This window comes from Terrabacter sp. LjRoot27 (assembly GCF_964254175.1).
In the GTDB taxonomy this organism is placed as follows: domain Bacteria; phylum Actinomycetota; class Actinomycetes; order Actinomycetales; family Dermatophilaceae; genus Terrabacter.
The window spans coordinates 2551678-2563464 of record NZ_CAXUSS020000001.1; the positions used below are offsets into that span (position 1 = coordinate 2551678).

Genomic DNA, 11787 nt, shown 5'->3' on the forward strand with positions numbered 1-11787 from the left:
GCGTCCCGACTCCCGACGCGACCCCGCCCGCCGACCAGGCGGTCGGCGGGCGGGGTCGTGACGGCATACGTCGTCAGCGCTGGTCGTGCGTGGCGTGGGGTGTGGTGACACCCTCGTCGCCTGCGAGCCCCGCGGGGTCCTGCGACGCGTCGCTGGTGCCGGCCTCGCCCTCGTCTGCGCTGTCCACGTCGGAGGTGCCGTTCGCGGCCTCCAGCTTGGCGTCGCGGCTGGACTTCCAGAGGCTCGCGACGGTGGTGACACCGAGGATGAGGACGATCGCACCGAGCGAGACGAGGATCGGGATGTCGGGCACGCCCTCGATCGGCTGGCCGCCGTTGATGAACGGCAGGTTGTTCTCGTGCATCGCGTGCATGACGAGCTTGACGCCGATGAACGCGAGCAGGACCGCGAGGCCGATGCTGAGGTAGACGAGCTTCTTGAGCAGGCCACCGATGAGGAAGTAGAGCTGCCGCAGTCCCATCAGGGCGAAGATGTTGGCGGTGAGGACGAGGTACGGCTCGTTGGTCAGGCCGTAGATCGCCGGGATCGAGTCGAGCGCGAAGAGCAGGTCGGTCGTGCCCAGAGCCAGGATGACGATGAGCATCGGCGTGATGAGGCGCTTGCCGTTCTCGATCACCGTGAGGCTCGTGCCGTGCCACTCCTTGGTCGCCGGGAAGCGCTTCTCGACCCAGAGGAGGAAGCGGTTCTCGTGGTACTCGTCGTCGTCGCTCTCGCCGCCGGTCGCGAGCTTGATCGCCGTGTAGACGAGGAAGGCGCCGAAGATGTAGAAGACCCACGCGTACGCGTTGATGACGACCGCACCGAGCCCGATGAAGATGCCGCGCAGGACGATCGCGATGACGATACCGACCATGAGCGCTGACTGCTGGAGCTTCTTCGGCACCTTGAAGCTGCCCATGATGAGCAGGAAGACGAAGAGGTTGTCGACCGAGAGGGAGTACTCGGTGAGCCAGCCCGCGTAGAACTCGCCGGCGTACTGGCCGCCCCACTCGAACCAGACGAAGAGTCCGAAGAGCACGGCCGCCCCCACGAAGAAGGCCAGGTGTCGGCCCGCCTCGGCCATCGACGGCACGTGCGGTCGCCGCGCGATGACGAAGACGTCGACGAGCAGGAACACGGTCATCAGACCGATCGTGAGGAACCAGCCCCAGGCGGGAACGTTCATGGGCACAACCTTCCGGTCACCAGATCAGCAACCGGAGGTCTCTCCCGCCCGGAGCGCCCGAGGCGCTGCCGGACCGACGGGACCGGGAGCGGCGGTGAGACCCACTCCGTGATGACGAGCCCGTCGTGTCGGGGATACTCCCCTCCGTGAACGCCTGAGTCTTTCACTCCCGGCGCCATGCCTCAAATCGGTCCCGTCCCGTGGGCAGGCCGTGGGCGTCACGAGGCATCCTCCGGCGGGAGCTCACGCCACCGACGCTCAGTCCGCGGGCCCGGGTCGCCTGCTGCGCGGCAGGCCCGACACGACGATCTCGTAGGAGGTCTCGATCGCCTCGAGGAGCTCGTCGGGGTCGATCGCCCCGGTCGTGCGCAGGGTGTTCCACCCGTGCCGGCCGATGTAGGCCATGACCGATGCGTCGTCGGGGTAGCGGTGCAGCCACTCGTCGGCCTCCGTGCGGCTGCGGGCGCTCTTGACCCCGATCGACTCCCCGCCGAGGAAGACGAAGATCTTGTCTCCGACCTTGGCGACGGTGTCGCCGTCCCACGGCGAGTCCTCCCACGCCCCGGGCAGCGCGAGGGCGGCGGCACGAAGCCGGGCAGCCACGCTGCCCCTCCCGGCCCCCTTGGGCGTCATCGGGTCCTCACCGCGCCGTCACGCGCCGTCACGCGCCGTCACTGAGCCGTCACTGAGCCGTCACCGGGCCATCACCGCACCATCACCGGGTCGCGGCACTCATCTGCCGCAGCTCCTTCTTGAGGTCGCCGATCTCGTCGCGCAGGCGCGCGGCCAGCTCGAAGTGCAGCTCGGCCGCCGCCTGGTGCATCTGTGTCGTGAGCTCCTGGATGAGACCGGCGAGGTCGGCCGCCGCCATGTCGGCCGGACGGTTGGTCGTGCCGCCGGCCGACACCCCGACGTCGGCGGCCATGGCGCCGCGACCGGCACCGCTCTTGCCGCGGGACTGCATGCGCCCGGAGCCGAGCAGCTCCTGCGTGTCGGCGTCCTCGCGCTCGAGCAGGTCGGTGATGTCGGCGATCTTCTTGCGCAGCGGCGTCGGGTCGATGCCGTGCTCGGTGTTGTAGGCGATCTGCTTCTCGCGACGCCGGTTGGTCTCGTCGAGCGCCTGCTCCATCGACGGGGTGATCTTGTCGGCGTACATGTGCACCTGGCCGGACACGTTTCGGGCCGCGCGACCGATCGTCTGGATGAGCGACCTGGCCGAGCGGAGGAAGCCCTCCTTGTCGGCGTCGAGGATCGACACGAGCGAGACCTCGGGCAGGTCGAGGCCCTCACGGAGCAGGTTGATGCCGACGAGGACGTCGAAGACGCCGGTGCGCAGCTCGCGGAGCAGCTCGACCCGCCGCAGGGTGTCGATGTCGCTGTGGAGGTAGCGGACCCGGATCCCCTTGTCGAGGAGGTAGTCGGTGAGGTCCTCGGCCATCTTCTTCGTCAGGGTGGTGACGAGCACGCGCTCGTTGCGCTTCGTGCGCTCCTGGATCTCGTGCATGAGGTCGTCGATCTGGCCCTTGGTCGGCTTGAGCACGACCTCGGGGTCGATGAGACCGGTGGGTCGGATGATCTGCTCGACGGGCGGGCCGGACTTGGCCAGCTCGTACTCCCCCGGCGTCGCCGAGAGGTAGACCGTCTGCCCGATGCGCTCGAGGAACTCCTCCCACTTCAGGGGACGGTTGTCCATGGCGCTCGGCAGGCGGAAGCCGTGCTCGACGAGCATCCGCTTGCGGGACATGTCGCCTTCGTACATCGCGCCGATCTGCGGGACCGTCTGGTGCGACTCGTCGAGGACGAGGAGGAAGTCCTCGGGGAAGTAGTCGATGAGGCAGTTGGGGGCCGAGCCGGACGTGCGACCGTCGATGTGGCGGCTGTAGTTCTCGATGCCGTTGCAGAAGCCGACCTGACGCATCATCTCGAGGTCGTAGGTCGTGCGCATGCGCAGCCGCTGGGCCTCGAGGAGCTTGCCCTGCTTCTCGAAGAGCGCCAGCTGGTCCTCGAGCTCGAGCTCGATGCCGCGGATCGCCCGCTCCATGCGCTCGGGGCCGGCGACGTAGTGCGAGGCAGGGAAGACGTACATCTCCTGCTCCTCGTTGACGACCTCGCCGGTCACGGGGTGCAGGGTGTAGATGCGCTCGATCTCGTCGCCGAAGAACTCGATGCGGATCGCGAGCTCCTCGTAGACGGGGATGATCTCGACGGTGTCACCCCGGACGCGGAACGTGCCGCGCGTGAAGGCGAGGTCGTTGCGGGTGTACTGCATCTCGACGAACCGGCGCAGCAGGTCGTCGCGCACGACCTCCTGCCCGACCTTGAGGCGGGCCATCCGGTCGACGTACTCCTGCGGCGTGCCGAGGCCGTAGATGCACGAGACCGAGGCGACGACGATGACGTCACGCCGGGTCAGCAGCGAGTTGGTCGCCGAGTGCCGCAGCCGCTCCACCTCGTCGTTGACCGAGCTGTCCTTCTCGATGTAGGTGTCCGTCTGGGGGATGTACGCCTCGGGCTGGTAGTAGTCGTAGTAGCTGACGAAGTACTCGACGGCGTTGTTGGGCAGCAGCTCACGGAACTCGTTGGCCAGCTGCGCGGCGAGGGTCTTGTTGGGCGCCATGACGAGGGTCGGGCGCTGGACCTGCTCGATGAGCCAGGCCGTCGTCGCCGACTTGCCCGTGCCGGTGGCGCCGAGCAGCACGGTGTCGGTGTCGCCTGCCCGCACGCGCTTGGCCAGCTCGGCGATCGCCGTGGGCTGGTCACCGCTCGGGGTGTACTCGGAGATCACCTCGAAGGGTGCCACCGTGCGCTGGAGGTCGGTCGTGGGACGCATGGCTCAACCGTACGTCGCACGACCGACAGCGCCCATTCGCCTACTCCTCCCAGACGTATGCCGGACGCAGCTCGATGGTGTCGCCGGGCCCCGCGAAGTTCACGGCGAGCTCCTCCGCCCGCTCCCGCGACGCCACGTCGAGCAGGAAGAAGCCGGCGAGGTGCTCCTTGCTCTCGGCGTACGGCCCGTCCGTCGCGACGGTCCCGCTCTCGCTCCACCGGTAGATGCGCGAGGAGGCGGGGTCGCCCAGCGCCTCACCGCCCTTGAGCTCGCCGCTCTTCGAGAGCTCCTCGAGCATCGCGTCGAAGGCGGCGCCGCCGGCGTCGCGCTCCTCCTGCGGGCGGGCCAGCGCCTCGGCGACGAAGTCACCGGTCGGGTGGCCCCACGGCTGCGGGTTGGAGTGGATGAGGATGACGTACTTCATGGGGTGTCCCTTCGGTTCGCGGGCGGCCAGTCTGCCGCCTCGGGAGGGACGTCGGAGCCGACACGCCGGTCTCGACATCACGGCACGCGGTGGGTCCACTCCGGCGTCGCGAACTTGTCGTCGACGAGCCGCTGGGCCTCGGCGAGCTCGGCGTCGGTGTAGTCGGAGAGCGTCGTCCGGTAGCGCCGGGCGAAGGAGGCCGCGAACGACTCGAGGATCGCGTCACGCGTCATCCCGGTCTGCGAGCGCATCGGGTCGACGCGCTTGTTGGCCGACTTCGTGCCCTTGTCGCTCATCTTCTCGCGGCCGATCCGCAGCACCTCGAGCATCTTGTCCGCGTCGATGTCGTAGGCCATGGTCACGTGGTGCAGCACGGCGCCCGACACGAAGCGCTTCTGCGCGGCACCGCCGATCTTGCCGCGGTCGCTCGCGATGTCGTTGAGCGGCACGAAGTGGGCGGTGACGCCGATGTCGGCGAGGGCCTCGATGACCCACTCGTCGAGGAAGGAGTAGGAGCGCTCGAAGCTGAGCCCCTCGACGAGCGAGGTCGGCACGACGAGCGAGTACGTGATGGTGTTGCCCGGCTCCATGAACATGGCGCCCCCGCCGGAGACGCGCCGCACGACGTCGATGCCGTGCCGCTCGGCCCCGTCGGGGTCGACCTCGTTGCGGACCGACTGGAACGAGCCGATGACCACGAGGGGGCTGTCCCAGTCCCAGAAGCGCAGCGTCGGCGGCCGCTCACCGGCGGCGACCTCGCGGGCGATGACCTCGTCGAGGGCGACGTGGAGGGCCGGGTCGAGCACGCGGGCCGGGATGACGTCGAAGTCGTGGTCGTCCCAGCCGGTCGCCTTGCCCAGGGCGCGGCGGATCGCGATGCCGATCGACTCGGCGGTGAAGCCGATGAGCGACACATCGTCGGAGAGGGCGCCGGTCACGGCCCCGGCCAGCTGCTCGACCCCGGCGTCGACGGGCATGCCGGTCAGGGCGGCGTTGATGTCGCCCAGCGCCTCGTCCGGCTCGAGGAAGAAGTCGCCCGACAGGCTGACGCCTGCGAGCCTCCCGTCCACCTCCTCGACGTCGACCGCCACGAGCTTGCCACCGGGGACCTTGTACTCACCACGCATGTCACGCTCAACACCGCACACGGCGTGGGTATGCCGGCCGCTCCCTACCGCGGCTGCCACCCGGTGCGCTCGGCCCAGTCCGTCGCGCGCTGCCACGCGCCCTCGAACCACGCCTCCTTGGCGTCGACGTAGTCCGAGGTGGACTCGTGCAGCCCGAGCAGCCGGTGCTTCTCCGCGGCGTACGCGTCCCGCTCTGCGGGCTCGTGGCGCAGCCAGTCACGGAAGAGCAGGGCGAAGCGCCAGCCGGCGGAGCCGTGCTCGCGGACGTGGACGTGGACGTGGTTCGCCGGGTCGCAGCCGCCGAGGAAGCGCTTCGTCCAGTCGGCCGGGTCGGACCCGAGCGGGTGCGGCGTGTCGCTGTGGTTGCCGTGGGAGAACACGTAGCCGGCGTCCTGGAAGGCCTGCTGCACGTCGTCCCGGTCGGCGTCGGACAGGTGGTGGACCCCGACCTGCACGTCGATGACGTCCTTGGCGAGGAGGCCGGGCACGGCCGTCGACCCGACGTGCGACACCTCCGTGGCCACGCCGCACGGCGCGAGGGCCGCGGCGAGACGGGCGACGACGCGCTCGGCTCGTGGCTCCCAGTCCGGGCCGGGGTCGACGACGCAGTCACGGGCGAGGTCGGGCCGCCGTGACCGGGTGCCGGTCACGAGGTTGCTCTCGTAGGGCACGAGCCGCTCGTGCCAGAGCGCGTCGACGGCGCGGACGAGGTCGTCGGGGCTGCCGGTGTTGTCGAGGACGACGTCGGCGACGGCACGGCGCTGGTCGTCGGTCGCCTGTGCCGCGATGCGGTGCCGGGCGTCCTCCTCCCCGAGCCCGCGCTGCTCAACGAGTCGGCGCACGCGCGTCTCGACGTCGGACTCGACGACGACCGTCAGGTGCTCGTGCACCCAGAGCCCCCGCTCGACGAGGAGGGGCATGTCGTAGACGGAGATCGTGTCGTCGGGTGCGGCGGCCCGCTGCTCGGCGACACGGGACGCGATCGCGGGGCCGGTGATGGCGTCGAGCGCGTCGAGTGCCTCACGGTCGGGGAAGACGATCGCGGCCAGGGCCGCGCGGTCGAGGCTGCCGTCGTCACGGATGACCGCGTCGCCGAAGCGCGCCCTGATCCGGTGCAGCGTGGGCTCGTCCGGCTCGACGACCTCGCGGGCGACGGCGTCCGCGTCGATGACGTGCGCGCCGAGCTCGCCCAACCGTCGTGACACCGTGGACTTGCCCGACCCGATCCCTCCGGTGACTCCGACGCGCAGCACGGGGGTCAGCCTACGGGCGGGTCCCGGCGCCCGCCCGCGCGGAGGGCCCCGTCACACCGCCGCCTCCGCCCACCGAACGCCGCGTTCGGTCTCGACAGCCATGCTGGAGCAGTGGGTTCGGCACCGAACGCGGCGTTCGGTGAGGTGGGCGGAGGGGACGGGCGACCTCAGGCGAGGCGGGCAGGGAAGCCGCCCCTGGCCACCGGACCCCACCGCGTCGGCGTGACGCGGAGCAGGGACTTGCCCTGGTCGCGCATCGCCTGGCGGTACTCGTCCCAGTCGGGGTGCTCGCCCGAGATGGCGCGGAAGTAGTCGACGAGCGGCTCGACGGAGTCCGGCAGGTCGATGACCTCGCAGTCACCGTCGACCTGCACCCACTCGCCGCCGAAGTCGTCGGAGAGCACGAGGACGCTGACCTGCGGCCGACGGCGGGCGTTCGTCGTCTTGGCGCGCTCGGGGTAGGTGGAGATGACGATGCGACCCTGCTCGTCGACTCCGCCCGTGACCGGCGAAGCCTGCGGCCGGCCGTCCGCGCGCTGCGTCATGAGCACCATGGAGTGGCGCGGCCGCACGAAGTCGAGCATCGCGTCACGGTCGACCTCGGTGTTGGTCGCGATCTGACGGGGCATGGTCAGTCCTCCTGCTGGGTGCTGGCGCGGTCGAAGATCGCGACGACCGCCTCGGCCAGCCAGGCGGCATACATCGCGTGGGTCCACCCGCAGCGTCGCACGAAGCGGTCGTAGATCTCGGGCGAGGTCACGGTCCAGACGATGTCGATGAACCGCTCGCGGTCGAGCTGCGGCGGCAGCCCGTGCGCAGCCTCCAGGGCGTTGAGGGCATTCGTGTTCCCGGCGCGACGCTCGCGGTCGATCGTCGCGACGAACTCCTGAAGGCCGGCGTCGCCGCCGGCGCCCTGGGCGAGGAGCACGCCGAGGAGGGGCCCGACGCGTTCGTAGATCGTCGCGCACAACGCGGCGTACGCCCGGACGAAGCCCTCGCGGTCGGGGGCCGTCGACATGGCGCGGAACTCCGGGCGGTCCTGCATCGCGACGGGCGCGTCGTCGCCGACGAGGAGCACGTCGTAGACCGCCTTGACGACCGCCGCCTTGCCACCGACGGCGTTGTAGACGGTCTGCGCGCTGACGCCGGCGTTCGCCGCGAGCGCGCTGACCGACATGGCGTGGTAGCCGTCGCGCAGGAGCATCTCGCGGGCTGCCTCGATGATCCGGCGCCGGGTGGCTTGGGCTGCTTCCGCACGCGAGCTGTTGTCGTACGCCCGGTCTGTTGACATCGGAGCCCTTCGAAAGCATCATGAGTTCGCTGGAACGGCGTTCTAGCGAATGGGTGGGGTCCAGGGGTCCCCACCCTGCTGCTGCACCGGACGGTGGCAGCGCCGACATCGGCGCCTGTCGACCGCACGAGTGTGCCACGGGCGCCGAGTCCCCCGCCCCGGCGGGGCACCGGGAGGGGGAGCGAGGGGCCGGACCACGGGGGTCCGGCCCCTCGCTACGGGGAGAAGTCCGGTCCGCGCCGGAGGGTCCGCTCAGGCAGGCGCGGGGGCCAGCACCGACAGGGCGCGGTCGGGGTAGTCCGACACGATGCCGTCGACCCCGGCCTCGACGAGCTCGACCATCCGCCGGGGCTCGTTGACGGTCCACGGCAGCACCGCGAGGCCGGCTGCGTGCGCACGCTCGACGAAGTCCGGGTCGACGAGCACGTGCTCGGGTGAGATGACGGCGGCGCCGACGGCGGCGGCCCCCGCACACATGTCGTCGTGCGACTCCCCCACCGTGACGCTGCCGGTCCACGGGCTGCCCGGCACCCACGTCACCGAGGCCTCGACGAGGGCCGAGCGGACCACGTCGGGTGCCAGCTGCGCCGAGAGCTCGAGCACGGTCCAGTCGAACGAGTGCATGAAGCACTGCCGCTCGAGGCCCGCCTCGTGCACGCTCGCGAGGACGCCCTCGAGGAGCCGACGGCGTCCGGCGGACTCCCCCGCGTCGAGCGGGTTGACCTTGAGCTCGATGGTCCACCACACGTCGGGCGCGCGCTCGAGCCCGTGGGCGAGCACCTCGTCCAGCGTCGAGATGCGGGCGCCCGGCGACGGACGCTGCTCCGGGAAGCCGGCGAGGGTCTGGCTGCCGACGTCGACCGTGCGCAGCTGCTCGAGGGTCAGGTCGGCGACCCGGGCACCGACGAGGTCGGGACCGGTCGGCCGGCACTTGAGCGGCAGGAGCACGGGGTCGTGCCAGACCACGACCTCGCCATCGGCCGTGAGACGGACGTCGAGCTCGACGCCGGTCACGCCGGCGTCGTAGGCGGCGGCGAAGCTGGCCAGCGTGTTCTCGACGACGAGCCCCTTGGCACCGCGGTGCCCCTCGACGTCGAAGCGGCCCGAGGCCCAGGGGCCGGGGCGTGACGCCATGCTCAGGCCTCGATCCGCTCGCCGGAGGCCGCGTCGAAGAGGTGGACCTCGCCGTGGTTGGGCTCGACGTGCACGGTGTCGCCGACGGTCAGGTGCGTGCGCTTGTCGAGGCGCACGGTGACGCGGTCGGAGCCCTCCTCGGCGCCGACCGGGCGACCGTAGACGAACGACTCCGAGCCCAGCGACTCGACGAGCTCGACGTTGAGCGCGAGGGCCGACGGGTCGGACCCGTTGCTCCCGCCTCCCGCGGGCGTCTCCACGACGTGCCACGACTCCGGGCGCAGTCCGACGACGACCCTCTCCCCCGCGCGACCCGCGACGGCGCGGTCGAGGGGCACCGGGACGCCGTGGACGCGGGCCACGCCCTCGCGCACGTCGGACTCGACGAGCGTGATCGCGGGCGAGCCGATGAAGGCGGCGACGAACGTGTTGACCGGGTGGTCGTAGAGCCGCTCCGGCGTGTCGACCTGCTGGAGCTTCCCGTCGCGCAGCACCGCGACGCGGTGGCCCATCGTCATCGCCTCGACCTGGTCGTGGGTGACGTACACGGTCGTGATGCCGAGCCGGCGCTGCAGCCCGGCGATCTGCGACCGCGTGGAGACGCGCAGCTTGGCGTCGAGGTTGGACAGCGGCTCGTCCATGCAGAAGACCTTGGGGTTGCGCACGATCGCGCGGCCCATGGCGACGCGCTGGCGCTGACCGCCCGACATCTGGCCGGGCTTGCGGTCGAGCAGCGGCTCGAGCTCGAGGATCTTGGCGGCCTCGGCGACGCGCTGCTTCGTCTCGGCCTTGCTCACCTTCGCGTTGTCGAGCGCGAAGGCCATGTTCTGGGCGGCCGACATGTTCGGGTAGAGCGCGTAGCTCTGGAAGACCATGGCGATGTCACGGTCACGGGGGCGCACCCCCTTCTGGTCGTGGCCGTCGACGAGGATGCGCCCGCCGTCGACGGGCTCGAGACCCGCGAGCATCCGCAGGGTCGTCGACTTGCCGCAGCCCGAGGGGCCGACGAGGACGAGGAACTCACCGTCGGCGATGTCGAGCGTGATGCCGTCGACCGCCGGGGCGTCGTCCTTGGAGAACCGACGAGTCGCCTCGTCGAAGTACACGGTTGCCATCGGTGGCCTCTCGGGTCGTTCTGGTTCGGGGGTGGTAGCCGTCCGGCGGGTCCGTGCGGAGCCCGCCGGACGGCATACGACCGGGATGGTGCGGTGGTGCGGTGGCGCGTCAGGCGCCGAGCTTGCTCTTGATCTGCGAGTCGAAGACCTGCTGGCTCTCGGCGTCGAGACCCTTGAAGACGGTCGCGACGTCCTGGCCCTGGACGATCTGGTCGAGGCCCTTGCCGATGCGGGCGCCGCCACCGGGCAGCAGCACGCGGACGTTGTCCTGCGACCGCGTCTTGGGCAGCTGCTCGATCGCCGTCTTGGCGTTCGGGTTCTTCTCGAGGAAGGCCTGCTCCGCCGGGAGGTCGACCGCCGACTTGCGCACGGGCATGTAGCCGGTGGCCTGCGTGAACGTCACGGTGTTCTCGGCGTTCGTGAGGAACTCCATGAACTTCAGGGCGTTCTTCTTGCGCTCGTCGGAGATGTTCGCCGGGATGCCGACACCTGCACCGCCGGTGGGGCAGTTGCCGTCACCGGGCAGGAAGGCCGTGCCCACGGGGAACTTCGCGTCCTTGGTCACGCCGCCGAGCGAGCCCGTCGACATCATGCTGCAGCCGACGATGCCGGACGTGAAGTCGGGCGCCGGGTCCTTGGACACCTTGAGGTAGCCGTCCTTGGCGAGGTTCTGGAGGTAGGTGCCCGCCTTGACCGTGTTGGGGTCCGAGAAGGTGGGCGTCCACTCCTTCGAGTAGGCACCGCCGTAGCCCCACACCATGTTCTGGAAGACCCAGTCGAGGTAGTTCGAGCCGTCGGGCAGCTCCATGACGATCTTGTCGGAGCCGGCGGCCGCCTTGAGCTTCGGTGCCCACGTGAGGAACTCGTCCCAGTCCTTCGGGCCGCGGTCCTCGAGACCGGCCGCCTTCCAGAGGTCCTTGTTGTAGTAGAAGAGCGGCGTGGACCGCGCGAACGGCAGCGCGTAGTGCTTGTCGTCGAGGTTGTAGTCGTTGTACAGCGCGTCGACGTAGTCGCTCGTCTCGAGCTTCGCCGTCGACAGCAGCTCGTCGAGCGGGCTCAGCTGCTTGTTGAGCGCGAAGTTGAACCACGTGACGTCCGAGACGACGACGACGTCGGGCAGCGCGCCGCCGGCGAGGGAGGCGTTGAACTTCTGCGCGACCTCCTCGTAGTTCTTGCCGGCGTCGACGAGCTTGACCTTGAGGCCCGGGTTGGCCGCCTCGAAGGCCTTGATGATCTGCTGCTCGACCGGCTTGCTGTTGCCGGGGTGGTTGCTCCAGAACTCGATGGTGTTGCTCGAGCCGCCACCGCCGCCGGTCGTCGGCGAGGTACCGGTGCCCGCGCAGGCCGCGAGACCGGCGACGCCGGCCGCGCCGGCGAGGCCGAGGAAGCCTCGACGTGAGAACTCGTTCATGGATGGTGCCTTTCCC

General features: G+C 70.3%; 11 protein-coding genes. All 11 read right to left on the minus strand.

Annotated features, from left to right (window positions below; genetic code table 11):
* Window positions 1–73 precede the first annotated feature (73 nt).
* The gene (locus ACSQ2D_RS11985; RefSeq protein WP_435986170.1) at window positions 74–1186 is read right to left on the minus strand and encodes a TerC family protein; all 1113 of its coding nucleotides are present in this window, start codon (window positions 1184–1186) and stop codon (window positions 74–76) included.
* Between the two features lie 258 nt (window positions 1187–1444).
* Window positions 1445–1789 carry an MmcQ/YjbR family DNA-binding protein gene (locus ACSQ2D_RS11990; RefSeq protein WP_435986171.1) on the minus strand — a complete coding sequence of 115 codons (345 nt, stop codon included), beginning with the start codon at window positions 1787–1789 and terminating at the stop codon, window positions 1445–1447.
* A gap of 112 nt (window positions 1790–1901) precedes the next feature.
* On the minus strand, window positions 1902–4016 hold the full coding sequence (gene uvrB / locus ACSQ2D_RS11995) for an excinuclease ABC subunit UvrB (protein ID WP_020144080.1): 2115 nt from the start codon (window positions 4014–4016) through the stop codon (window positions 1902–1904).
* 40 nt (window positions 4017–4056) lie between these two features.
* Entirely contained in the window at window positions 4057–4440 is a 384-nt protein-coding gene (locus ACSQ2D_RS12000) for a YciI family protein (RefSeq protein ID WP_435986172.1), read from the minus strand.
* A 77-nt stretch (window positions 4441–4517) separates the two neighbouring features.
* Window positions 4518–5567 carry a lipoate--protein ligase family protein gene (locus tag ACSQ2D_RS12005; RefSeq protein WP_435986173.1) on the minus strand — a complete coding sequence of 350 codons (1050 nt, stop codon included), beginning with the start codon at window positions 5565–5567 and terminating at the stop codon, window positions 4518–4520.
* A gap of 44 nt (window positions 5568–5611) precedes the next feature.
* Entirely contained in the window at window positions 5612–6820 is a 1209-nt protein-coding gene (coaE, locus tag ACSQ2D_RS12010) for a dephospho-CoA kinase (RefSeq protein ID WP_435986174.1), read from the minus strand.
* Between the two features lie 167 nt (window positions 6821–6987).
* The gene (locus ACSQ2D_RS12015; RefSeq protein WP_020144076.1) at window positions 6988–7449 is read right to left on the minus strand and encodes a PPOX class F420-dependent oxidoreductase; all 462 of its coding nucleotides are present in this window, start codon (window positions 7447–7449) and stop codon (window positions 6988–6990) included.
* Window positions 7450–7451: 2 nt separating this feature from the next.
* The gene (locus tag ACSQ2D_RS12020) at window positions 7452–8111 is read right to left on the minus strand and encodes a TetR/AcrR family transcriptional regulator (protein ID WP_435986175.1); all 660 of its coding nucleotides are present in this window, start codon (window positions 8109–8111) and stop codon (window positions 7452–7454) included.
* 252 nt (window positions 8112–8363) lie between these two features.
* Window positions 8364–9245, minus strand: a complete 882-nt coding sequence (locus ACSQ2D_RS12025; RefSeq protein WP_435986176.1) for a glycerophosphodiester phosphodiesterase family protein — start codon at window positions 9243–9245, stop codon at window positions 8364–8366.
* 2 nt (window positions 9246–9247) lie between these two features.
* Window positions 9248–10360: an ABC transporter ATP-binding protein gene (locus tag ACSQ2D_RS12030; RefSeq protein WP_435986177.1), complete on the minus strand. Its 1113-nt coding sequence runs from the start codon at window positions 10358–10360 to the stop codon at window positions 9248–9250.
* Window positions 10361–10469: 109 nt separating this feature from the next.
* Entirely contained in the window at window positions 10470–11771 is a 1302-nt protein-coding gene (locus ACSQ2D_RS12035; protein WP_435986178.1) for an ABC transporter substrate-binding protein, read from the minus strand.
* Window positions 11772–11787 lie beyond the last annotated feature (16 nt).

Coding starts and splice junctions, on each gene's coding strand:
- ACSQ2D_RS11985 (WP_435986170.1), bottom strand. CDS start 1,186: ATGAACGTTCCCGCCTGGGGCTGGTTCCTCACGATCGGTCTGATGACC.
- uvrB (WP_020144080.1), bottom strand. CDS start 4,016: ATGCGTCCCACGACCGACCTCCAGCGCACGGTGGCACCCTTCGAGGTG.
- ACSQ2D_RS12000 (WP_435986172.1), bottom strand. CDS start 4,440: ATGAAGTACGTCATCCTCATCCACTCCAACCCGCAGCCGTGGGGCCAC.
- ACSQ2D_RS12005 (WP_435986173.1), bottom strand. CDS start 5,567: ATGCGTGGTGAGTACAAGGTCCCCGGTGGCAAGCTCGTGGCGGTCGAC.
- ACSQ2D_RS12015 (WP_020144076.1), bottom strand. CDS start 7,449: ATGCCCCGTCAGATCGCGACCAACACCGAGGTCGACCGTGACGCGATG.
- ACSQ2D_RS12020 (WP_435986175.1), bottom strand. CDS start 8,111: ATGTCAACAGACCGGGCGTACGACAACAGCTCGCGTGCGGAAGCAGCC.
- ACSQ2D_RS12025 (WP_435986176.1), bottom strand. CDS start 9,245: ATGGCGTCACGCCCCGGCCCCTGGGCCTCGGGCCGCTTCGACGTCGAG.
- ACSQ2D_RS12030 (WP_435986177.1), bottom strand. CDS start 10,360: ATGGCAACCGTGTACTTCGACGAGGCGACTCGTCGGTTCTCCAAGGAC.
- ACSQ2D_RS12035 (WP_435986178.1), bottom strand. CDS start 11,771: ATGAACGAGTTCTCACGTCGAGGCTTCCTCGGCCTCGCCGGCGCGGCC.